General features: G+C 49.8%; 15 protein-coding genes and 1 pseudogene. 2 read left to right on the top strand and 14 right to left on the bottom strand.

Annotated features, from left to right (window positions below):
• Positions 1 to 72 precede the first annotated feature (72 nt).
• The 8 genes and pseudogenes from DXC51_RS08330 to DXC51_RS08295 all read right to left on the bottom strand — a co-directional run bounded on the left by DXC51_RS08330 (position 73) and on the right by DXC51_RS08295 (position 13049).
• Positions 73 to 1860, bottom strand: coding sequence for a type 2 periplasmic-binding domain-containing protein (locus DXC51_RS08330; protein ID WP_021638545.1), 1788 nt, complete (start codon positions 1858 to 1860; stop codon positions 73 to 75).
• 49 nt (positions 1861 to 1909) lie between these two features.
• Complete coding sequence (locus tag DXC51_RS08325) at positions 1910 to 2800, bottom strand: carbohydrate ABC transporter permease (protein WP_021638544.1); 891 nt, start codon at positions 2798 to 2800, stop codon at positions 1910 to 1912.
• Between the two features lie 14 nt (positions 2801 to 2814).
• The gene (locus tag DXC51_RS08320; RefSeq protein WP_025489351.1) at positions 2815 to 3762 is read right to left on the bottom strand and encodes an ABC transporter permease; all 948 of its coding nucleotides are present in this window, start codon (positions 3760 to 3762) and stop codon (positions 2815 to 2817) included.
• Between the two features lie 122 nt (positions 3763 to 3884).
• Positions 3885 to 6230, bottom strand: a complete 2346-nt coding sequence (locus tag DXC51_RS08315; protein WP_025489350.1) for a helix-turn-helix transcriptional regulator — start codon at positions 6228 to 6230, stop codon at positions 3885 to 3887.
• Between the two features lie 397 nt (positions 6231 to 6627).
• Positions 6628 to 8856 carry a glycoside hydrolase family 95 protein gene (locus DXC51_RS08310; protein WP_162162468.1) on the bottom strand — a complete coding sequence of 743 codons (2229 nt, stop codon included), beginning with the start codon at positions 8854 to 8856 and terminating at the stop codon, positions 6628 to 6630.
• Between the two features lie 155 nt (positions 8857 to 9011).
• Positions 9012 to 9545, bottom strand: coding sequence for a DUF5110 domain-containing protein (locus DXC51_RS30395; protein WP_330413820.1), 534 nt, complete (start codon positions 9543 to 9545; stop codon positions 9012 to 9014).
• A 42-nt stretch (positions 9546 to 9587) separates the two neighbouring features.
• Positions 9588 to 11381, bottom strand: a pseudogene (locus DXC51_RS08300) (TIM-barrel domain-containing protein); the annotation flags it as partial.
• 411 nt (positions 11382 to 11792) lie between these two features.
• A complete protein-coding gene (locus DXC51_RS08295) occupies positions 11793 to 13049 on the bottom strand; it encodes a uroporphyrinogen decarboxylase/cobalamine-independent methonine synthase family protein (RefSeq protein ID WP_025489347.1) in 1257 nt (418 codons plus the stop codon).
• Positions 13050 to 13203: 154 nt separating this feature from the next.
• Between DXC51_RS08295 and DXC51_RS08290 the strand changes: the two genes are divergently transcribed.
• Together DXC51_RS08290 and DXC51_RS29480 are read left to right on the top strand one after the other, a co-directional pair.
• The gene (locus tag DXC51_RS08290) at positions 13204 to 14127 is read left to right on the top strand and encodes an AraC family transcriptional regulator (protein WP_025489346.1); all 924 of its coding nucleotides are present in this window, start codon (positions 13204 to 13206) and stop codon (positions 14125 to 14127) included.
• Complete coding sequence (locus DXC51_RS29480) at positions 14124 to 14285, top strand: hypothetical protein (protein ID WP_181970062.1); 162 nt, start codon at positions 14124 to 14126, stop codon at positions 14283 to 14285. Before DXC51_RS08290 ends, DXC51_RS29480 begins: the two co-directional genes overlap by 4 nt.
• A 46-nt stretch (positions 14286 to 14331) precedes the next feature.
• On the opposite strand, the gene DXC51_RS08285 is transcribed toward DXC51_RS29480, so the two are convergent.
• From DXC51_RS08285 to DXC51_RS08260, 6 genes are all read right to left on the bottom strand, one after another.
• On the bottom strand, positions 14332 to 16815 hold the full coding sequence (locus DXC51_RS08285; protein ID WP_025489345.1) for an alpha-L-arabinofuranosidase family protein: 2484 nt from the start codon (positions 16813 to 16815) through the stop codon (positions 14332 to 14334).
• A gap of 181 nt (positions 16816 to 16996) precedes the next feature.
• Complete coding sequence (locus DXC51_RS08280) at positions 16997 to 18508, bottom strand: GH39 family glycosyl hydrolase (RefSeq protein ID WP_025489344.1); 1512 nt, start codon at positions 18506 to 18508, stop codon at positions 16997 to 16999.
• Positions 18509 to 18544: 36 nt separating this feature from the next.
• Positions 18545 to 19717: a serine hydrolase domain-containing protein gene (locus tag DXC51_RS08275; RefSeq protein WP_025489343.1), complete on the bottom strand. Its 1173-nt coding sequence runs from the start codon at positions 19715 to 19717 to the stop codon at positions 18545 to 18547.
• Positions 19718 to 19740: 23 nt separating this feature from the next.
• On the bottom strand, positions 19741 to 21561 hold the full coding sequence (locus DXC51_RS08270; RefSeq protein ID WP_025489342.1) for a family 43 glycosylhydrolase: 1821 nt from the start codon (positions 21559 to 21561) through the stop codon (positions 19741 to 19743).
• A 50-nt stretch (positions 21562 to 21611) separates the two neighbouring features.
• A complete protein-coding gene (locus DXC51_RS08265; protein ID WP_025489341.1) occupies positions 21612 to 23612 on the bottom strand; it encodes a glycoside hydrolase family 31 protein in 2001 nt (666 codons plus the stop codon).
• 39 nt (positions 23613 to 23651) lie between these two features.
• Positions 23652 to 25139: a carboxylesterase/lipase family protein gene (locus DXC51_RS08260; protein ID WP_117530384.1), complete on the bottom strand. Its 1488-nt coding sequence runs from the start codon at positions 25137 to 25139 to the stop codon at positions 23652 to 23654.
• Between the last annotated feature and the right edge of the window lie 2 nt (positions 25140 to 25141).

The raw sequence follows: 25141 nt of genomic DNA, 5'->3' as shown, positions 1-25141 counted from the left end.
GAAACATCCCGGCAGAAATATTAAATTTCTGCCGGGATACTTTATTTCCTGCCGAACAGCAGCAGTATTCTGTTATTTTGCATTCGCTGTGTATGCATCATAATACTTCTGATAGGTATCGATATAATTCTGTACTCCCATGCTGTCCAGTTTCTGAAGATAAGTGTCCCAATCCTTATCCACATCCAGATCCCCTGTTACAAACTGTACCGTAGCCTGGTTCACATATCCGCCGATGGTCAGGGTACCTTCGGAAATTGTCTGCGCATCCTGTCCTTCGAATACCAGATTGGGAACAATTGTATCATCCCCGGGATCATACTTTGAATATTTCTCAGCGGCTGCCTGCAGATAATACTCCGTATCATGAGCAGGATCCTCAATCTTCATTTCACCACGGAATCTTGCGGAACTGCATCTGACATTGGCATCGGAGACCCAGGTTCTGTGCTTGTCAGGGTATTCCTTTTCCCAGCCGTTTCCAAGCCAGTCATAATCCTCAGGAATTACATATTTCTGGTAGGTAGGGGTACCGCCTGCAAGAGAAGTTCCTTCCGTCGTCCAATCCCAGCCAAGTCCTTCCGGACCGAATGCCTGAACGTTTGTACCTTCTTCTGTTGCCATGAAGTCAAACAGCGCTACGGCAATTTCAGGATACTTACAATTGGCGGAAATACTTCCGATACTAGAACCAAAATAGTTATCAAGCCCTTTAGCGGTCAGCCTTATTCCTTCAGGTCCTGCCACAGGTTCAATCACTTCCCAATCCTGCCATTCGCCGTCTTTATTCGCCCAGAATTCGTCATTCTGAGGTGCTCCGGCCGGATACATGGCCACCAGATGCGCATCTTCATTTTTCAGGGCCGCGGAGAACTGCGTATTATCCTGTGTAAAGGTCTGGTTATCCAGAAGCCCCTCTTTATAAAGCTTACTCATAAAACGAAGCGCTTCGCGGTATTCCTCCTTCATTACGGAATACTCAATTTTTCCGTCTTTCACAACAAGTCCCGCGCCAACCGTAGGATTGGTATTGCTCAAAGGATTATTGCACTGGATAAAGGAATTAATCATCCATACCGTAGGATCGGTAGCCCATCCGCCGATAAATCCGGTCATGGGAATTTCATCCGCAATCCCATTGCCATTGGGATCTTCATTCTTGACCTTCACAAGGAAATCATACAACTCGTCCGTTGTTTCAGGGATTTTTCCTCCATTCAGCGCGTCTACCCAAGGCTTGTAAATGTACATTCTGTTCTGATACCTGCAGTGATAGCATTCATTCTGATCTCCATAGGTATAAATATTACCGTCAGACATAACAAGATCCGCTTTTCTCATCGGACTTTCTTCATTCATTTTATTCCAGTTCGGAGCATCTTTCAAGTAATCATTTAAAGGAAGCAGCAGCCCCTGCTGGCCATAAGACTGTACCTCTGATTTCGTCCAGTTGGTCGCAAGGAAAATATCGGGCATGCTTGCCGGATCCGTCATAACCAGATTCAGCTTGGTTTTCGCATCATCTCCGTCCACATCATATACGAAGTCAAGATGAATATTCGTTTTTTCCTCAATCCAGTCAGTTACATAATTATCCTGATAGGTACCGCCTCCGGTAGTTGTTGCATACACGAATACCGTCATATTCAGTTTTTCTTTCAGAGGAAATTTCACATCACTTACGGATGCAAAATCAAATGCTCCTGCCTCCCCTGTTTCTGCTGCGGCAGAATCTGCCGGAGCTGTTCCCGAAGCAGCAGTATCGGCAGAACTGCCGCAGCCTCCCAGAACAGAACCACATACCGCCAGTACTGTAATGACCGACAGCAGCTTCTTTCCAATCAATCCTTTCTTTCTCATGTGTTTCCTCCTTGTTTCTTTTTCTATAAATGGGTTTTCCCAGTTTATGCTAGCCTTTGACAGAGCCGATCATCACGCCCTTGACAAAATATTTCTGGACAAAAGGGTAGATAACCATTAACGGCAATGTACTTATAATAATGGTTCCATATTTTAACATTTCGCTCAGATACTGGTTTTTCGCTATTACCTGAGGATCTACAGACGAACTGTTCAGATTCACCTGAGACATCAGCAATATCCTGCGCAGCACCAGCTGAAGAGGATATTTATCTTCCGAATTGATATAAATCATCGGATTAAAGTAGGAATTCCACAGGGATACCGCAACCCAAAGGCACAATACTGCCACAATCGGCGTGGAAAGCGGAATCACTATCCTGGAAAAAAATTTAAAATCTGAACAGCCGTCCATCTCCGCCGCTTCCATGAGTTCCTTTGGAATGGTCTGCTTAAAAAACGTCCGAGCCACAATCATGTTATAGGCGCTTACCGCTCCAGGGAGAACAATGGCCCACATAGTATCAATCAGTTTCAGATTCCTTACCAAAAGATAAGTCGGAATCAGACCGCCGGAAAACATCATCGTAAACAAGAAAAGTCCTGTAAACAATTTTTGCCCCCGGAAGTCATCCCTGGACAAAGGATATGCCGCAAACAAAGTAAAAACAATGCTAATCAGCGTTCCGACAATGGTATATATGACAGAATTTTTATAACCGGACCAAATGGACTGATATTTAAATACCGCTTTATAACTGTCAAAGGTAAATTCAACCGGCAGCAATCTGACCCTGCCCGCCATCAGCGCGCTTCCTGAACTGAAGGAACAGCTGATAATATAAATAATCGGATATAGGACAATAACAAGAAGCAAGGCAAGCAATACATAGTTAATAAAATAAACTACCTTATCCTGTGTGATTTTTTTCTTTTTCATAGCTCCCACCTTCCTTAAATAAACCCGTTTCCGGTCAGCTTATCCGCAATCTTATTTGTTATCAGAATCAGGACCAGCCCCACTACGGACTGGAATAAACCGATTGCCGTGGAATACGGATAATCCGGAAAGGTGGAAACCAACGATACCTTATAAGAATAAGTGGTAATGACTTCCGACATACTCAGATTGTTCTGATTCTGCATGGCAAGCACCTTTTCATAGCCAATATTCAGGATGCTTCCCATATTCAGAATCATCATAATAACCGCGGTAGGCAGGATAGCCGGCAGATCCACATAGCGAATCCGCTGCAGCAGGGTCGCCCCGTCAATAATTGCCGCCTCATGCTGTTCCATATCCACGCCTGCCAAAGCCGCAATATAAATGATGGCACCGAAGCCTACTCCCTGCCATACGCCGGTCCATACGTACAAAGACGGAAACAGATTCGCGCTTCCCAGGACACTGACACCGAAGGTATCTTTAATAAATTTCCCCAAAATCCCAACCCTGGTATCCAGCATCAGGTTAATAATCCCCACGAACACGATCGTGGAAATAAAATAGGGACAATAAGTAATCATCTGAACGGTTTTCCTGAAAAAAATATTCTTCGCATAATTCAGAGACAATGCCAGCAGAATGGAACACGGCATGGTCACTACCATAGAATAAAGCGAAATAACCAAGGTATTTCTCAAGCACTCTTTAAAATTATAGTTATTAAAAAAACGGATAAAATTGTTCAGGCCATGATTCTCTGCCCACGGGCTGCCCCAGATACCCAGACTGACCTGATAGTTCTTAAACGCCAGCAGCACGCCATACATCGGCGCATAAGCAAATACCAACAGTAAAATTACCGGAAGGGATATCATCAGATACAATTGCCAGTGGGCCTTAAAATAATGTCCGAAGCTTCCCCTTCCTGTTCTTTTCTTTTTCCCCAAGCTTTTCAACGTACATCCTCCTTTGCCTTTCGTTGGCCCAATTATGTTTTATATCCGTTGAAAAGTCCATATACAATCCTTTTTCTCTTTTATACAATTCTTAAGACTGCCCGTTTTATGCGGGTTTCCGGCTATTTCTTCCGGTATTCGGAGGCACTTAAGCCGGTCACCCTTTTAAACGCACGGCAGAAAGAATTTACTGAACCATACCCTACCAACTGCGCAATATCCCCAACGGACAATGCGGTTGTTTTCAGGAAATCCTTTGCCTTGTCGATTCTGATTACCTCAACATAGGTGGAGAAATTAATTCCCTGCGTCTGTTTGAAAATGCTGGACAGATAAGGCTCGCTGATGCCAAACTGATCCGCCACGCTTGTCAGCGACAGACAACAGTCTCCGTAATTCGTATCTATATAGGAAACAATTGCCGACGCCACTACCTCGGAATCCTGAAGCTGTTTCTGCCTGCCCACATAATCACATACCTGTTTGTATAAATTCAGCGTAGTGGTAATCTGGGTGATCAATGCCGCATTGTGATTTTCTTCCAGCCCCGTATAATATTTCCGGTATTCCTCCTCTTCCATGCCTACGCGCCCCAAAATCCGGAAAAGTACTATCTGCAGCTCATTTAAGAGCATGTGCTGTAAATACACAGAAAGATTATTTTCAATAATATATTTCTTCATGATATCTTCAAGCAAATCATGCAGGCCGTCCCCATCTCCCGCCGTAACGTAATGAGTCAGCTTTACAGACAAATCCTGAGGCGGATAAACAGGGATGCTTCCGGCGGCCTCCCGATACCAGATTACCGCGTTTTCTATCTGTCCGCTCTCGTTATTGAACATGTATGCAGCATTATGGAAAGAATCATAGATTTGATCCAGCCTATCCACCTCATTTCCGCCATAGGCAAACAGCTTTTCCGAAATATTGGAAGGCATGGCTTCCTTAATCGAAAGAACCATTTGTTCTGCATTTTGCCTGAAATACAGCTTCTCCTTCTCCGGCATATTAAGAAGCAGAACAACCTGTTCATCCCCCAAATTTGTATACAGGCTTCCGGGCAGTTCCCTTTCAATCACCTCCAGCAGGGAAAAAACACAGGAACTCATCAGCTGCAGATTTTCTTCCCTGATGCTTTCCGATATCAGATGGAACCGGAAAATAATAATTCCATATACTCTGCCCGCGCAGGGAAATCCTATATGCTCCGCAATCTTGTCAGCTTCCTCCTCTTTAATAAAGCTTCCGAAAATCAATCTGTTAATAAAGGCATTTCTGATATAAGGTTTCTGGCTCTCTATCGCATCCGCCAGCCTGGAATTGGTGGAAACCAGATAATTAAAGGTGGTTTTCAGGCTGGAAAAAACATTCTGATGTCCTTCAAACCGTTCCGTGACCTGGGATACCTGATTTAAAATATCATTTATCGGCGTCGCGCTCTTTACCGACATATGGTAGCTGAGCAGGAGGCCTACCGTCACCCCAAGCAATATAAACAGGCTCAGGATCATAATACTGGACATCATTCTGTCATTAATTACCTTCTGGGGAAGCAGCATGGAATAGATAAGACCGGATTTGCCGGAAGAATAGCTCAGCATCATATACTTTTCCCCCATAAAACGCACCTCTTGCTGCCAGCTACCGGTTTCGGGTGTTTTTACCCCCCCCCCTAAAAAATCATGCATTTCTTCCGCCGTCCATGGCTTCTCCGGATTTCCATTCCGCAGATAAAGCAGCCTCCCGGAAGCATCCGTAATAAATTGTATGCTGTTATCAGCGATGGCCGGCATTAATGTTTCCATTACTGACTCTTCCAGATAAATATGTATTCTGCCGTTCCCTGCCCCATCCGGCATCATAAGCGGCCTGGTATAATCAAGCATATTGATCGACTGCTCTTTTTTATAGAGATACTCTTCCATCGGCATCAAGCCGAATGAGCAATCATCATTTTTTATATGCTCGTACCACTCCTCATAGCTTCCGTACTTCTTCTCATGCAGATACAGGTTGTAAAAATCCTCGTAGGTATATGCAATTGTCTTATTAATCACCGTCTCGCTTCTGTCAAAAAAAATAAAATAGTCAAATACCGACTGATTTATCAGGTATAAATCTGGCAGTGATTTTCTCAGTTCATATACTTTATAGGTATTGGCATAACCGAATACTTCCTTTGTCCGTTTAAAGGAATTGACCTGCAGATTGGCCGCCAGGGAATCTCCCAGGTATTCAAATTCATTTAGTACGGTATCCACCAATACCGCCGCATGTTCCAGTTCACTTTCTCTTGCCTTACTATCGTCTTCACTTAAAAGGGAAAGCATCCGGATATAATATAGGCTGCAAATCAGCAACGGTATAAACAAAACCGTAAAATAAGTCAGAAAATAATGCTGAAGCACCGTACTTTGTCTGTTGTCCTTCCTGCGTTTATGTTTCTTGTTTCTGCTGTTTACCATATCCGTATCTCCTGTTTTTTTATTGACAGCCACATATATTTAGCTATACTATTCTCATTTTATTTCATCATCCCAAATGCTGGCTGAAATGTATATATTCTACTTTTAACATGGATTATTCAATTCTTAAGATATCTGGAAAGTTCCCGGTTTTCCGGGATTTTTCACTGTCTGTTGCAGCAAAAAACCGGACTTCCCATACTGCCGGAAGCGCCGGTTTTTTTTTCACAAAAATAAATTTTTATCTGATTTTGTCTGTTGTAAGATACAGCAGCATATAGCTCTAATCTGGTTATTCTTGTCTTTCCGAGTCGCTTTCATACGGGCAGGGCAAAGCGTTGGTCTGTCCGGTTAAATCCACTTCCTTACGGAACATTTCCCCTGACGTTTTCCTTCCTCAATACGTTCTCTCCAGACTCTCCCCCGCTGCCAAAGCTATGGATTCTTCCGTCCCATTCACCTCAAGCTGCACCTTAAACTCGTCCTTTGCCTCCAGCTTCAGCCAGGTTACCCTGCCCTCATGCCAGCGCATGGAAAGGCTGGCGCCGCCCTTCAGGCAGATCCCGCAGACACTTCCGCCGTTCAGCTTTTCCGGCAGCGCAGGCAGGAGAACCACACGCCCCTGCTGGCTTAACACCAGCATTTCCAGTATGGCTGCGGCAGCTCCCAGGTTACCGTCAATCTGGAATACAAAGCCGTCTCCCATGGGGTGATTATCCATCAGGTTCGGGAAGGTCCCTTTTGCCAGCAGCGCCTGCAAATTCTCGTACACCTTTTCCCCTTCCCCGAAATGCGCCCATAAACCGATAATCCAGGCCCGGGACCATCCGGTGTGCCCGCCGCCGTTTTCCAGCCTGCGATCCAGGGAACGTCTTGCCGCCCTCATCAGCTCCGGCGTTTCCTGCCAGGTCAGGGTGGTTCCCGGATAAACGCCGTAAAGATGGGAGATATGGCGATGTCCCGGTTCCGGTTCCTCATAATCCTCCATCCATTCCAGCAGCTGGCCGTAACGTCCGGTTTTTAACTTCGGGAAGCTGGAACATACCTCCTGGGCCTTCCTGATCCGCGCTTCTTCCTTGCCCAGCACGCCGCAGGCCCCGATATAGCACAGGAACAGCTCCTGGAGAATTTCCACATCCATGGTTGCGCCTTCGCAAAGATGCCCTTCCTTTCCGTCTTTTGTACGGTATGTATTTTCCGGGGAAATGGTAGGCGAGGTCACAAGCGTACCATCCGGCCCCTCCGTCAGGAAATCGTAAAAGAAGCTGACGCTCTGCTCCAGGATATCGAAATGCTTTTCCAGAAAATCTTTATCTTTGGTATACAGGTAATGCTCCCATACATGTGTAGCCAGCCAGGCTTCTCCCATTACCCAGAAGGTGGAGGTAATACATAAATCCTGAGGCGCGGTGTCCGCATAGATATCCGTATTGTGATGGGCTACGGATCCCCGGCAGCCATACATGCGGCGCGCGGTGTCCTTTCCGTTTTCCTTTATCCTTTCCAGAAGTTCAAACAGGGGAAGATGACATTCCGCCAGGTTTCCGCTTTCCGCAATCCAGTAATTCATTTCCGTATTGATATTTATGGTAAATTTGCTGTCCCAGGGGGGCGTCAGGCTTTCATTCCAGATCCCCTGCAGGTTTGCCGGCAGGCTTCCTTCCCGGCTGGAAGCGATCAGCAGATATCTTCCGTATTGGAAATAGAGCGAAACCAGGCCGATATCCTCTTTGCCTTCCTTTACTGCCTGCAGACGTTCATCCACAGGCAATGCCTCCAGCCCGGGATCTTCCTGCGCAAAGGCCAGCTCCAGACGTCCGAAAAGCTTCCGGTAATCACGGCAATGGGCGCTTCGGATTTCTTCATAGGTTTTTCCCCACACCCGATCCAGCCTGTCCCTGCATGCCCTGACAAAATCCTCATGCCGGAAGGAGGTTTCCACCGCAAGGTAGATTTCCGCATTCCGGGCATTTTCAACCGTCAGCGTCTGCCCGATGATTCCCACAGTTCCTCCCGATATGCGCACACGGGCTGCGACGCAGAAGGATATCCCACCTTCCCCGCAGCCGGAGGTAAACCAGATCGTATCTCCTTCCCTTCCCATTTCGTCCGTCCAGTTATGGCACCTGCCAAGACGGCAGTCAAAGGAAATGCCTTCCCTGCCCTCCGCGTCCAGTCGGACAGCAAGCACGCCATCCGGATAAGAGGAGAAAACCTCCCTGGTATACCGGGTTTCGTTTGCTGAAAATACGACCTTTGCAATCCCTTCTTCCAGATCCAGCTCTCTCCTGTAATCAGTCACTTCCCCCAGGCCCGGCATATCCAGGGTTAATTCCCCTGCGGGCTGATAGGCTCTCTGGGAATCCGGCACCCCGGAAAGGGCGCACATGGCCAGTCTTTCCGCTTCCTCTATCTGCCCGTCATGCAGCATTTCCCTGATTTTCTGCAGATTTTCCAACGCATCCGGATTGATTCTGTCCAGCGCTTTTCCGCTCCAAATGCTGTCCTCATTCAGCTTGATTAGCTCGTGAGCACATCCTCCGTACACCATACCTCCCAATCTGCCGTTTCCCACCGGCAGAGCCTCACACCATTGCCGTGCAGGACTTGAATACCATAGCTTCATCTTTTTTCCCCTTTCTTTTAACATTCCATCCGGTTCCAGAATAGCAAACTTTATGGAACATGTATCTGTTCGATTCTTAATGATCCCTGTTCTTTTTTTAAGAAATGTTGCCGCCCATAAGGAAAAGTGACGGAACCCCTGCTGAACACTTACTTTTATCCAACAATCTCCACCCTGAATTCACCTCTCCTGAACTCAGTCCTTCCTTCCGTCTTCCATTCCACTTTCCGTTCCTTATCACAATAGGTAATCTGTGTCACGCAGTATGCCCCCTTCTCGTAGCCGTAACCGTCCCCGGCGTCTTCATACAGGGTAAAGCTTCCGTCCGCTCCGGCATAGGCCTGAAGGAGAATCTCCTCCTGCATATCCGCCGTGCTGCTGCCGGGCTTGGCCAGGGGCAGGATGGAACCGGCCTTTACGAATACGGGAATGCTGTCCAGATCAGCGGCTGCCGTTATCGTCTGTCCGCCTTCGTATTTTTTCCCGTTGCGAAGATCATACCAGGAGGTACCTGCGGGCAGGTATACTTCCCGGCTTTTTTCCGTTTTATCAAGGACTGCGCCGCCCGCCTCATAATACATGGGCTGCGTTACCGGGCAGACCAGCAGGGACGGACCGAACATGTACTCGTCCGCAATGTTCAAAGCCCTCTCATCCTGCGGGAAATCAAAGGCCAGAAGGCGCATCATGGTTCCGTCCTCCCGCCATACCTGTCCGGCCAGCGAATAAATATACGGCAGCAGGCGGTAACGAAGATGGATTGACGCAAGGATTGCATCATAAAACGGCTCGCCCTTTTTCCCGAAATTCCAGGGCTCCCTTCTGCAGTCCGTACCGTGGCTGCGGAATATGGGCAGGAATGCGCCGTACTGGAACCATCTGACATACAGCTCCCGGTATCCGGGATCCGCGCAGCCTTCTTCATAATCTCCGTTCCAGAACCAGGGTTCCCCCTTTTTTACAAAAAAAGCACCGATATCAAGCGTCCAGTAAGGCAGGCCGCTGGCACAGAAATGCAGGCCCGCCGCAATCTACTTTTTCAGGGTATCCCAACTGGCATACGTATCGCCTGACCACAGAATCGTTCCGTATTTCTGGCTTCCGGCATAGCCGTTCCTGGTCAGGTTAACCACTCTTTTTTCCTCTGTGCAGGAGCGCTGCCCTTCATAGAGCGCGCGGGCGTGATACAGTCCGTAGGCGTTGCTTTTCTGGAGGGGCATGCAGTTGCCAGCAGCCTCCACGAATTCCCGGTACATTTCTCCCGGCTCCGGTTTGCACCGTCTTCCCCATTCCGGTGTGACCGGCTCGCTGGAGTCGCACCACCAGGCGTCCACTCCATGTCGGAACAGCCCCCGTTCCGCCTGCTCCCAGTACAACCGGCGGCCTTCCTCGGAAAAGGCATCGTAGATTTCACTGGCGGGCAGAAGAAGGCCTTTTTCCAAAAATTCCTGGTAGTTATCGCTCAGTTCACTCATATTCGGCCAGATGGAAATCATAAAATGCACCTTCTGTTCATGCAGCTTTTGTATCATGTCCGCCGGATCCGGGAAACGTTCCCCGTCAAAGGTTTTCTGTCCCCACAGGTTCCCCTTCCAGGACATCCAGTCAAGGACAAGGGCGTCCAGCGGGATTTCCTCCTGCCGGAACCGTTTTGCCGTTTCCACAAGCTCTACGGCGCTTTCATATCTTTCCTGGGACTGGATATAGCCGAAGGCCCAGCGGGGAAGCATGGCGGCCTTCCCGGTAAGCATTCGGAAGCCGCCTGTCACCTCATCCGCGCACTCTCCTGCCAGGAAGTAATAATCCAGATATTCATCCGCTTCCGTATACAGATAAGTACCGTACTGTGTATCGTTAAATATGGCAGGGCTCTGGGTGGACAAAAGGATGCCGTAGCCTTTATCTGAAAGCAGCATGGGAACGGCGATTTTCAAATTGGCCTGGTGCAGATACTGGGTGGTATGGCGCAGGTTCCATACGCCCTCCTCCGCCTGTCCCAGTCCGTAAAGATGTTCCTCCGGCGCAAAATCAAGGTGCAGCCTGGTATGATAGAGCTTTTTATCAAAAACGCGGTCAGCCTCCCGGATCCTGCGTTTGATGCCGTCCGGCGTCTGTATCTCTTCTATCTGTGTATTTTCATTCACCACCATGCGGTAGGAATCAAACGCCTCCACGCATTTGCTTTCCCTGTCCCGTTCGGCAAGCAGCAGGCTGCCGTCCGCCCTTTCATAAGAAATGGAACCGGTGCCGCGGGCAATCCTCATCCGCAGATATCCGGTGTCCACCCGGATTTCTTTTTCTTCTTCCTTCCAGCTCCAGAAGCTGCCGCCGTCCAGGGACAAATCGGCCAGCTGCGCCCCCTGTTCCGATGCAAAACCGCCGTTTTCCGTATAGGAAACCCGGATAATCCTGTCCGTCTGCGGCAGGATGCGGATAAGCCCTGATTCCTGTTCCAGATACAGCGCCTTCCCCTCCTGATATACTCTGTTTATTTTTCTTCCTTTTCTGTGCTGTACTTCCAGCATATGCATATCCTCCCCTAATCTTTTTTCTGCCTGCCGGGCATCCTTCCCGGCAGGATATCAAAGTAAGCATTAAAACTATAGGAATATTTTTTCATACACGCCCTGGCCCTGCTGCCTGAAATATCAAAAAACAGATGCCGTACGGTACTTCACAATTTCCGTAAACCATACCTTCATTATAAAGAATATGCACAGATTTCTTTATAGAGAAATACGACAGCTTTTCACCGCTGATGTCGCATTAACACATATTTGAAGCTGCCGGCAGCGCTTCTGTCTGAAAGGCTTTTGTTTTACAGCGCATGCTTACCAAAAAACAAAAAAATGCTCTTTGCAGCCGCTTCCAATTGCGACTGCAAAGAGCATCTTCCTGAGGTGTGTCTGAGAATTCATTCCCGCCGCCTGCAAACACTAACCCTTCCAGTGATTCTCAATTTCTTCTTTAATAATATCTACATACCGTTTTGCCTTGCCCACATCATGATTGATGGTATAAACATCCCTCTGTGTAATTTCCAGCTTACAGCCCTGCGCCGCCTTCAGCGTCTTGCGCATGGCGGCCCTGAGCGCGTCCTCATCCAGAACGGTGCCAAGCCCCAGAATGTTAGGCGAAGGCTTCCTGTGGAAAATTATTTTGCTGCCTGCCAGGCGTTCTCCCATATACTCTTCATTGCACCAGGGTGAAATGGAAACCTTTCTCAAATTATCCAGCTTGCTGATACAGGACTCCCAAATCGGATCCACCGGCTCACAGCAGCCGTAAGAAAGCAGCCCGTACTGTCCTGCAATTTTCTGATAGCAGGGGAAAATAAATTCTTCATACATGGCAGGCGACAGTCCAACCGTCTCCTGGGAATCCATAAATCCCCACACATCTTTCGTGGTAAAGGGACGTTTCCCATGTTCCTCCCAGCCAGGCAGTTCATGGTTATAGCACCAGCTTCCCTGCCCCAGCGCTTCTCCTGCAACAGTGGGGAGAATGAGCTTATTATCTTCCAGGAAACGATAATATTCCAGCGTATCGTCCGCAATCCTGTCCATCATTTCCTTAAACAGCTCCGGATAGTCGTAAATATTGTACATCATCTGTTCCATCTTCATAAAATGAACGACCATCTGTGTGGGAACACTGTAAAGGCATCCCATGTTCAGACGCACCGGAAGGATATCACCGAAGGCCTCCTCCAGCGCGGCGCGCCTCTTTTCCGTCCTTTCCAGGTTAACGCCGTAGGTGGATTTTTTCAGTTTGCCATAATCCTCTTCCAGATCCTCTATCACAGGCTCAAACTCATGGCCGACAGAGCCGTTCAGCCTGCGGACCTGAATCTGTATATCAAACAGCGTAAACCAGGTATCATAAGATATCGGAAAATAATCCGGCGTCACCCTGTCATCATCAAACAGCTCCTGATTCAGAAAATTGCTGTACAGCTCCGTTTCTATCTGCCTTGCGAACTCTCCTTCGCATCTAAGCCTCTCAGGAATGATTTCCTGCGCAAAGGTGCCAAGCTCCAGGTGGATCATGGGCCGCTTCCCCTGCAGGGAATTGTGCTCATACCATTCTCCGATGCGCTTTTTATTCTTCTCAGCCTGGGAAAGCTCCAGCTGTTTCTTCGCCAGCTCCCTCAGTACTTCCCGATCCTTCGGGCTAATATAAAATTCATCCATTTCCTTATCCCCTTTTTCTGGAATGATACTCTTTACAATCCCATTATAACCGGATAGAATAAAATTGCATCGGATGAAATTGCCCCAAAATATCAGAAAATTGCTCAACATAAACCAGGCCTGCCACTGACTGACGCCGGAAAGGGAACTTCCTATGGGAAAAGAAAATAAAAACAAATTAATGGAACAGTGCCTTACCTCCTGGAGCGCAGATTCCTGGTCGCTCTTTTCCAATCCCAGCCAGACCGCCCAGAGCATCTTTTTCTATATGCAGGAAACCGGTTGTTTTCATACCTTTTACCCTTACTATACCGAGCGGGAAAACCTGAACTCCTTTTTGATTCTGCATACCCTTTCCGGCCGCGGCATCCTGTGCTGTCAGGGGCAGGAATATGAACTGGGCCCGGGGTCAAGCTTTTTTATCAACTGCATGGATTACCATAAATATTTTACGCCCGAAGGCTCCCACTGGGACTTTTTATGGCTGCATTTTAACGGAAGCAATGCCCTTGGCTATTTTATGGAATTTACAAAAAACGGCTTCGGCATCCTGGAAAAACAGGATGGAGCGGCTCCCTCGCGGATAGAAAGCTGTATCCGGCAGATCATGGAGCTTTATTCAAAAAAAGATATCACTACCGAGGTACTTTCTGCCCAGCTGATCACTTCGATTCTGACAGAGTTCATCTTACGCCGCAACGCCGGTACAGGAAGCGCTTCCGCCGCAGGTGCCCATTCCCCCGACGATATCCTAATCCCGCCCGGCATCCGGGAGGCGGAACGCTATATCAACAGGCATTTTCAGGAGCCGCTGCTTCTGGATGACCTGGCCCGGCAGCTTCATGTGAGTAAATACCACTTTATCAGGGAGTTTTCCCGGTATGTGGGCAGTTCTCCCCATGAATACCAGATCGAACTGCGGCTCTCCTACGCCAAGGAGCTTTTGAAATACACGGATCTGCCGGTAAATGAAATTGCCGAACGCTGCGGGATCAACCAGGCATCCCATTTTATAAACCTTTTTAAATCAAGGGAGCATATTACCCCGCTGCAGTTTAGGAAAAGCTGGAAGCCATGAGGGAAGGGGACGCTTATGATTGGCGTGCAGTGAGAAGGGAATGTGATATGGATACTCTTGAAGTATTGACGCTGGTGCCGGTAATTTTCGCAGCACTCGCTTACATAGATAACCATCAGGACAAAAAAACAGCTATCCTCTACGCACATAGAGGATAGCTCGCCGTCCTTTCCGCCCTCCGATCCTGTGGCAGCCGGCCGTAATTTATTGTTCCGTGCAGCAGTCCTGTACTTTCACAAGCCGGAGCACATTTACCGAATAAGCCGGCGCCGTATAATAAAAATGGGACGATGCACCCGAGTGGCTCTGTAACACATCATGGACCTTTTCCGGTTCCTCAAAGCTGTTTTCCGCCTGCTTTTCACCTGTGAGCAGGGTAACCTGATAAGCATCCTCCACCTGGCAGTCCAGGGTAATTTCCACCGCATCCTCCTCCGGCGACATATTCACTATCTTGATAATCACTTCTGAGGGGGAGTCACAGACTACGGAAGATAAAGAGGGAAAACCGGGCACATTTACCTGATGAATACATTCCCCGTTCACATACAGCTTCATCTGCTTTCCATCCACCTCATACCTGAAATGATTAAACTCCCCGTAACGAAGCTCTGCAATACGTTCCTCGTCAAGGTTCCTGTCACTGGGAAACTTCTGTTCACGGAAGGTACTTACCCCATTTTCCAGCGTCCAGACAAAGGGCTTCACATTGGCGGCATTCCACTCTTTCGGGGGATGGGTTTCATCCGCCATATAGACTTCCTTCGGCATACGGCCGCTGTATACACCCAGACAGATTTCCCTTCCCTCCTCCGCATAGATATCGATGTCAAAAGTCCCGGAGGTAACCTGCTCTTCACCAAATACGGCAAAAACCCTGTCCTTATCCACCCGGTAAAGCTTTTCCGCTTCTGCCCGCTGTTCTTCATCCGGCGGCAGAATACAGCTGCTCCCCTCTTCTTCCTTCACTCTTCCCATCAGCTCATGGGTAACTCCCACGGGCGTCCCGTTCCAGGAAGCATTTCTGTAACGCAGTCCGGCCTGTCCCATCAGGGAGGCCATTCCCTTTACCGGCCGGTATAAAGTCCCTGTCTCCACATCCGCCTCCACCACATCTTCACCACGGCTGTTTCCAAACATTTTCCAGACATAATAGGTAGGGATCGCTATGCTTTCCCGTTGGTTGAAGCGGATAAGATTAGGAAACCAGGCATTGTAATCCACATTTTCAAGAAGAGGCGCATAGGAAGCCAGCTCCACCACATCCTGGTTGCGTTCCATGCCGATCAGGAAGGCAGCTTCTCCCAAAGCTCCGTACAACTGGCCTACCCAGCCCCGGACTACTGCCAGCTCTCCCAGAAAAATTTTCGGGTTCTTCCTGTCGTAATTATCATAATAATTTGTATTTTCCGCAAAGAATTCCGCAGTGCTGTAAAAATGCTCATCCACGATATCCGCCTGCAGGCCTTTTTCCTCCAGATGGGTATTGGCTATCAGCCGGATATGGGGATACCGTTTTCTTATGGCATCATAGAATTTCCGGTAGCGTACTTCATATACCTCCCCTGAATTTTCATTGCCGATCTCAATATAATTCAGTCTGAACGGCTCCGGATGCCCCATCTGCGCCCGCAGGCTTCCCCATTCAGAGGTTTTATCCCCTATGGCGTATTCGATTGCATAAAGCGTATCCTGAAGCATTGCCTCCAGCTCTTCCCCTTCAAAAAATTCAGGCATCCTTCCCTGGCAGGTCAGGCCGCAGTTGCACACATACAGCGGCTCCATGTCCAGATCCTCGCACAGCTGAAGATATTCATGGAAGCCCAGCCCATTATAGCTGCGGTAATGCCACATCAGCTGATGTCCGGGCCGTTCCCAGACAGGCCCCACTACATTCTTGAACTGCATGGCTGTTTCCGGGGAAAAACCTTCCACAATGCATCCGCCGGGAAAACGGAGGAAACGGGGCTTCAGATCTCTCAGCTTTTCCACCAGATCCCTGCGCAGTCCATGCCCCATGTAGGTATCCTCCGGCATCAGGGAACAGAAGCCGAAATTTACTTTTCCGCCTTCCGGGCAGCGGATTACCAGTCTCGCATTCCTGCCGTCACCATCCGCTGCAAAGCTGCCGTCATACCGCACATAGCCGTCACCCTCCAGAAGGAAATCCAGCTTTCCGAATTCATGTGCATCTTCCTCCACAGAAACACTTACTTTAACCGGGGTTTCCGTCCTGGCAAACATATAAAAATGATACCGCGCCCCCTCTTTCGGGGCAATTCCGCAAAAGCCCGTATTATACAGCTCACCGCCCTTTTCAAAAGCAACGGCGAGGGATACCTGTCTGTGGACATTCAGCGTATCGTCTCTGTCCAGGCACATCTGTGCGTGATTTGTGTACCAGGCCGGAACAGGAGTGTACGGAGTACCGTTTTTCCTGATCCATCGCGAAAGTCCCTCCCCATGATTAAATTCATCTCTCCAGCCGGCCCTGCTGACGAGCGCATAGCCATCCTGCTCCGTATGGCAGTCCTTAGGCTCAATGGAATCCTCAAAGCTCCTGTTCCTGAGAAGTTCCGGATATAACCCGCCGTCTCCCGCCCTGTTGATATCTTCGAAAAAAATACCATACAGATTGGGGGCTGTTGGAAATCTTTTATTTTCTGTACGAACTGTTATTCTGCTCATTTACCTGCCTCCCTTTGTGGCATGCCTCCCTTTATGGCATACCTCCTCTTGCGGCATGCCTTCCCTTTCCACCGGCAGCAAGCCAGGCGGATCCACCCACGAATCCGCCTGACGGCTGCCGCGGTGCTCAAAGCTCCCGCAGCCTGCTGCGTAAAAATTAAGCGCTTACTTTGTAAGCCTCTTATTTACCAATCACTCTTTTATAGCAATACCCTCTGTCGCTCTTATCCTCCACAGCCTTAACCTCAAAATACACCACGCCGTTTTCACGCGCGGTAATATTTACCTGCGCGCAGCCATCCTGAACCGCGGCTCTGTCCGCTTCCACAAAGGGCTTTGCAGCTTCCTTCAGCAGCTTCTTCTGCTCCTCTGAAAGGCTGGAGGGTTCGCCCATGGCATGCCACAGCTTCAGGGGATTGCAGGTGGCCTCATCCACAGTTTTGGTCAGGATAAAGCATTCCTTTCCTTCGATGGGCAGCTGGTAGGTACGGCATATATCCTCGCCGGTCCCTTCCAGGGTCATATTCCACACAATTCCCCTGTAGCTTCCGTCCTCCCGTTTCACGATAACCGCCTCATCTGAACGGTACACGCAGGTTCCCTGCAGATCCTTGAAGAATTTAAAGGTCCAGAACGTGGGCTTGGGAATCCCGCCGTTTGCCACCAGTCCGAAGCCGCCGTGGAAAGGTGTAAAAGGAACTCCCAGCTCCTCAAAAATATCTCCGAAGGTCCAGTAGGAATAGGATTCGTTCACATCTCCCAGACGTGACAGCTGTCTTGCAATATAGGCGGCGTTCCTGTTGGTATCATGCAGCGGGCAGTTGGGAATATAGGAAGTGTTGAACTCTGTAATATGTATTTCCATTCCCTTAAATTCCTCAAAGCTGTCAACAATATCCCTGGTCGTCTGCAGATTGGCAAAGCCTTCCTCCGGCTCCCTCAGCTTTGCATAGCCGTAATGGCCGTCCTTCTCCGGCAGCTCGGTGGTATAATGATGGCGGGTTACGAAATCCACCGGGATGCTTTCCTTCCGGCAGAATTCCATAAACATGCGTATCCACTTTTCATCCTCCACGCCGCAGATAGCGGGACCGCCCACGCGGAACCGGGAATCCACTTCCTTTATCGCCGCAAAGGTACGGGCGAACAGCTTAAAATACTCCTCCATGTCCGCATCCTTCCAGAATCCCGGCAGGTTCGGCTCATTCCAGACCTCGATGGGCCAGGTTACCACCTCTTCCTCCCCGTAACGCTCCATCAGATGGCGGAGGGTTGCCTGCACCAGTTCGCACCATGCGTCATAGCTTGCCGGCGGCGTCACATTCCCCTTCCAGTAAAACACGGTCTGCTCTCCTGAAGCCATCTTGTCCGGCATGAAGCCCAGCTCCAGAAAAGGCCTGATATTCAGCTTCAGGTAGCTGTCCATCACAAGATCCAGATAAGTAAAATTATATTCCGCATGCTTCTTCCCGTTTTCGTCCGTGTACTCCTGATAGATGGCCATATCGTCGGAAAACAGGCCATGGCCGCGGATATGGGAAAATCCGATCTCCTCCTGTACCAGGGCCAGCTGTTCCTGATATTCCTTCTGCAGCGCCAGCCCCATGCGGCCTGTGCCGATGCAGTAATCTACTTTGTTGTTAAAAGGGATTTGCGCATCCTTTTCAATCCTGAAACATTTTGTACTGTCCATTTTTTTGTCTCTCCTTATATTTGTTTTTTATACTTTTTATAACCCTGACCAGATAATATTGCTCACATTCCAGAGCCCCTCTGCATACCATTCCCCGGGCCGGAATGGTACAAACCATGCCGCAGCAAGCTGTTCCTGGGGATCGATTACCAGCGAGCAGGAACCGGAACCTTCATGCATATAGGTCCCTTTGGAATAATGGAATCCGGGACCTTCCCTCCGGTCAAAGCCTATCGCATATTTCCGATCCGGCTCATTGGCTCCCCAGCAATAATCAGGCACCTGGAAAAGAGAAGAGGCCGTCATTTTTTCCACCGTTTTTCTCCCCAGTATCCGAACCCCGTTCCAGGTCCCCATGCCAAGCATCATATTGGCAAATCGAATCAGATCACAGGGCGTTGAGAAAAGACCGCCGCCGGTTTGGGGAATCTGTTCCCAAACTGTAGGAATCTGACTGCTGCTGTCTGCCATTCTTTCTATCTCCTCCTTCTCTTCTTCCGCAAGAAGGTTTATCCTTTTTATTTTATCCGCCTTGGCCGGTAAGAAAAAGGTATCCTGCAGTCCCAGCGGTTTTAAGATATTCTCATCTATATAGTCTTCCGCCTTCATCCCGCTTACTTTTCCTATTACCGCCCCAAGGACCGCAAACCCAAAACTGCAGTATTGCCATTCCTTTCCCGGTTCTCTTCTCATTCCGCAGGACAGGGCCGGCGTAAGCCAGTCAAATTTTTCGCCCGCTTTCCAATTTTTTGCCGCTTCCTCAATATATGCCCATGGGGAGGGGGAATCCTCCTCCGGGAAGCATCCCCCGTCAGGCTGAAGCCCCGAGGTATGTGTCAATAAATGAAATAGCGTAATCTGGTCAAAAGGCGCTGCGGCAAACTGCGGCAGGATATCCCCGACCCTCATATCCAGCCTTAACAGGCCGTCTTCTGCCAGCTTCATCACCGCAGCCGCGGTAAAGGTCTTGCTAATGGATGCGATTCCATGAACCGTATCCGGCCTCATGTCTCCGGGGCCATCAAAATAATGAGCAGTTCCCATACTATTGCAGGCAATGATTTTCCCTCTGCGGGATATGCAGTATGCCGCCCCCTCTATCTCCTTCTTCTCTATCATGCGCAGGAAGTGGCCGTTCAGTACGGCAATGCGTCCCGAATCATAGCCAGCCTCCTCCGGAATACAGTCTGCAGTTCCTTTGATTATCATTTCCCCTCTCCCTTCTGCAGCCCTCAGCCCACAATCACTTCCGTCTCCACCTGCGAAAGCGCCGGATCCAAATCCCGTTTCGCAGACAGATCAAAGACCGGTTCCCCATGGATGTTAAAGTGCACTCTGTGGATTCCATCGCAGCGAAGATGATGCTCCAGCGCGTCCTCCGCATGATAGGCTATCATCAGATTCCCCTGTGCGTCCGTGAAAAAGGAATTGTGGCCGGGGCCGTAGATTCCTTCCACCGAATAATAGGAAAGAACAGGTGTACACCGTTTCTTCCATACGGAAATATCCAGCAAATCATCCTTTGCATCCGCAGTCAGCAGGCCCAGCGCATAGGTGTAGCCGTCCGCCGCACCGCCTGAATACGTCAGGTACACTTTTCCGTCCGCAATAAATGCATAAGGGCCTTCATTATTGATGGTATGGTTCACATTCTCCCAGCCATAAAGCGGTCTGGTAAGCAGCACCGGTTCGCTGGAAAGCTGCCATGGCTGCTTCTCATCCACTTCTGCAATATACAGCATGGAACCCGTGTCATATGGCGTGCCGATATTCCTGCGGTAAGACCATACCACATAGGAGCGCTCCCCTGCTTTCAGGTATGTCATATCCAGCGTGATGCCGTCCTCCGTCAGGAAGCTGCCGTCCTTTTTACGTATCCTCACCGGCTCTTCCCAGCTTTCCGGAGCGATCAGGCTTCCCCCCTTTTTCAGCTTCATCAGATGGCACTGCGGCCCCCACTTTTTGCCGCTTATGGCAAACAGGATATACAGCTCTCCGCCGATTACATGAAATTCCGGCGCCCAGAAGGTCTGGACAAACCCGCGTTCTTCATCCAGGCCCAGTATCAGATGCTGCTGCGTATCCTCCCGGAACAGTCCTGCCACATCCTCCGACTCCCTCACATAAAAGCCCACATCATTCAGGTTGTCGTTGGTGGCAATAAAATAATAACGGCCTTCCCATGGGAAAATAACAGGATCCCCGAAGCCGCAGGCCAGCGGGAACTGATACTGCTCGTTCTGCACGGTCCCGCGGATGCGGAAGGTTCCCTGATGCTGGAAATCCAATTCGTCCAGCTCCCATTTTACCTGTTTTTGTACGGAAGAGCCATCCGAATACAGCACGGATGCCCGTACATTTTCGACCTCCGAAGCCGTGCGGGCCCAAATACGTTTTGGCACCTGCACTTTTACAGAATACAGCCTGTTCCAGTAAAGCGCCGTTTCATCACACAGCTGTGCGCTTATCTCCACGGAATTTCCTCTTTCGGCTCCCTCCGGCGCCTGCCCCGGGAGCTCCTCCGTATAAACGCCCGGATGCGCCGGGGATATGCCGGTTAAGCTGCAGATATCCTTCACTTCATTTTGATAGCTGTTTCCCAGATCATCCTGCCACAGGATGCAGTACTCTGCCGTATTTTTATCATACCTGCACTGCGCCCGCTCCACATATGCATCCCCATGAAGGGGCAGGAAACCGATTTTCTTAAATTCCTTAAAGTCAGCGGTTGTCCAGAGCAAAACGCTCCCTTTGCTGTCTTCATCCGCGCTGCCATCCTCATTGACCCTGACGGCAACAATGCCAAAGCCGCCCTCCGGCATTGCAAAAATCCGGGGATTCTTTACCCCCTTTGCATGAATGATATCCGCATCATCCACCGCCGCTTCCGCAAACAGGATTCCATAATTATTGTTCAGTGCTTCATAATTTTTCCCGTCCCTGCTGCAGGCCAGATGGATGCTGCGGGAAAGCCCTGCGGGATATTGTGCAGCGTCCGTTTCCCTGGTATATACCATGATCCGGGCTTTCTTTTTCGTATAATTTTCTGCCATGCTGTCTTTCCTTTCCGCGTAAAATTATCCTTTTTCTATTGCGATGCGTTTTAAATCCTTCCAATCCATTCCAAATGGCTGTGTCCGCGCAGGAATACGGGAATCCGACTGATATCCGCAGGCACGGTCACGCTTGTGCCTCCCTCATACTCCGTTCCGTCGTAAATCAAGGTCCACATGGCGCCTTCTGGCAGATAAACCTGGCGTTCCCAGGTATTCTCATAAACAATCGGCGCAACAAGCACATCCGGGCCGAACATATACTGATCCTTCAGCTCCCAGCATACCTTATCCTCCGGGAATTCATAAAACATGGTCCGGATCACAGGGCTTCCTTCCTCATGCGCTTCTTTCATAAGTTCACGGGTGTACGGCCGCATCTCTTCCCTGAAACGGATATACTTTTCCAGAATCGGCGTGTTTTCGTCACCGAAGCTCCAGATCTCATTATCCGCCCCTGTGGGCATGGTGGGCGAGCCGTCGCTGTGGGTTAACGGCGTCTGGGGCACTCTGTCTCCGTGAAGCCGCATTACCGGGCAAAAAGTCCCCCACTGGAACCAGCGTACCAGCAGCTGCCGGAATGCAGGATCATCCGGGTTTCCACCGGAGAAGCCGCCGATATCGGTAGTCCACCAGGGAATTCCCGCGATACCCATATTCAGTCCGGCGCAAAGCTGTTTCCGGAAAGTCTCCCAGTCACTGTGAATGTCCCCCGACCAGACAAGAGCACCGTATCTCTGGCTGCCTGCCCATGCGCAGCGGATAAGGTTCACGGCAGTTTCCATACCGGCCTTCCTCTGTCCCTCGTAAAAGGTTCTGGCATAAAGCTGGGGATAAATATTTCCGATTTTGGTTGCCGGCCCCATAAAATAACGGTAGTTATCATAATCGTAAACAGAAAATTCCGGCTCCGCCTCATCCAGCCAGAACACCTTGATTCCGTAATCATAGTAATTTTTCTTGCAAAGCTTCCATACATAATCCCGCGCCCTGGGATTGGTAGCGTCAAAAAAGGTATTTTCCCCTTCAAAACGCATGGCAATCTCCACGCCGCGCTCATTTTTAATCAGCAGGCCGTTTTTGCGCATTTCTTCATAGTTTTCGCTTGTCAGGTTAATCTGCGGCCAGATGGATACCATCAGCTCCATCCCGTATTCCCGAAGCTCGTCAACCATTGCTTTGGGATCCGGGAAATCCGCTTCATCGAACCTGAAATCCCCGCATTTGGGCCAATGGTAAAAATCCACCACAATCACGTCCACCGGAACCCCTCTTTTATGGTATTCCCTGGCGACCTTTAACAGCTGCTCCTGATTCCAGTAGCGAAGCTTGCACTGCCAGAAGCCCAGCCCATATTCCGGCATCATCGGTACGGTCCCTGTGGCCTTCGCATAAGCTTTTTCTATTTCCTCCGGCGTATCCCCCGCTGTAATCCAATAATCCATCTGCTCCGTGCTTTCCGCATACCATTCGGTCAGATTCTTACCAAATACGACTTTTCCTACCGCCGGGTTATGCCAGAGGAAGCCGTATCCTGCATCAGAAAGGACAAACGGTACGCTGGCCTGGGAATTGCGATGCGCAAGCTCAAGCACACAGTTTTTGATATCCAGAAGCTCCTGCTGGTACTGGCCCATCCCGAACAGTTTTTCCTCTTCTCTTGCCTGGAAGGTTACCGTTAGCTCATAATCCCCTCCCAGCCTCGGCCGGAAATGCCTGGAATGATTATTTAAAGCGCCGCCATGGCCTGCTTCCTTTAAGAGCAATTCCCCCTTCTGGTTATAAAAACTGATTTGACAGCGTTTTTTCCATTGGCACACCTCCAGGCATGCCGTAATCCTGCCGTTGGTTATGCTGCCTGTAAAGCCGTCCTTTATCTGAATGACGGCTTCCGTTTCCTCTGCGGGAAGCAGCGCATAGTCCGTATCCTGGATTTCCCTCATCATTGCCGCCCTGACCCTGAGGGAATCTTTCCCCCAGGGTTCAATACGCAGCACTTCCCCGTCATTTTCAAACAGAATCGCATTATTTTCCATTCTGATGTAATCCATCTGTTTTCCTCCTGCCGCATCCGTGCAGCTTATCTTTTCCTATTTTGTCAGGAAAGCCATGATTTCCCCTTCCGGCTTCTTTTCCGCCGCCGGCTTTTCGAAGAAGGTCATCATCTCGCAATCCTCCCGGGAAAACGCCTCCCAGCGCTCCATCTGTGTGCCGTCCGCGTCCGCGCCGTTGGGATCTCCCTTTTTAATGAACTCCGCCCAGTAGTTACACATCTGCCGGGCCAGATCATAATGCTTTCCGGTGAAGGGCCGCCAGCATTTTGCCAGGGTTTCAAAGAAGAACCACAGGTCGGAGGAATGGAAGGCCCCCGGCTGATCCCAACCGGGGATCTCGGGGCCAAACTCATACACATAGCATGGCTGCACGGCTCCTGCCGCCCTGCGGACCTCGCACATTCTGCGGATTCCCATCTCCACGGAATTGACCAGGCAGTTTTCCTTTGCCGCCTTCAGGCCGTCCTCCGCCTTAATAAGGGAAAGAAACTCTTCCGCCCTGTCCCCAAACTTTTCCTGCGCTTCTTTTTTCAGCGCTTCCATCGTTTCCGCCTGGGGCATGGTCAGAAATTCGTTGTTGGTAAAGCCTGTCATCATCGGCACATCCAGGAATTTCCCTGCCGCCATGTTGTTCCAGTAGGTATCGGTCTGATATACGCCGTCGGGAATGGTGCCCCAGAACGCGCCGAAGGCATCGTTTTTATCCCGGATATACTCCGCAGGAAGCGCCCTTGCTTCCTCAATGGTCTTTACACCCAGGAAATCCAGGAAGCGTCTTCCCTGATCCAGAGCCTCTTCTCTGGAAAGCTTCATGCGATCCACGAAAGGATCATGAAAAATACCGCTCTCCACGATGGCCTTCTGTATGTAGCCTTCATTTTTCAGGCAGTTCAGCTGGGTCAGGACGCTTCCGCCGCCCGCCGACTGTCCGCCGATGGTAATATTCTCCGGATCCCCGCCGAACGCCGCAATATTCCGCTTCGTCCAGAACAGGCCGTACTGCTGATCCAGATTTCCGAAATTGGCGGGCGCCTGGGGCGATTCCTCCCACAGCTGCGGGTGCGCCAGGAAGCCGAACACATTCAGCCGGTAATTTACCGTCACCACCACAATGCCGCGGCGTGCCAGACGCTCTCCGTCAAACTCCATCTCCGCAGGGTTTCCCCACTGCAGCCCGCCGCCAAAATACCATACATACACGGGCAGTTTATCCGTTTCGCTCACAGCGGGTGTCCACACATTCAGGTACAGGCAGTCTTCATTCATGGGAATGGTGGGATCCACATTCCATTCCCTTGTATAAATATTTTCTTCATTCAGCCCCGGGATGCTCTGCATGGAAATGGGCGCAAATTCCAGGCAGTCCCTGACTCCTTCCCAGTCTCTGGCAGGCTGCGGCGCCCTCCACCGCAGATCTCCCACCGGCGGGGCGGCAAAGGGAATTCCCTTAAAGGAAATCACCCGGGGATCCGCCGCAGGGATGCCGCGCACATATCCGTTTTCCGTTTTTACTGTTTTAAGCATTA

It is taken from the genome of Eisenbergiella massiliensis (genome assembly GCF_003435485.1).
Note: the sequence above shows the minus strand (reverse complement) of the source record. Positions and strands in the feature narration are given on the sequence as shown.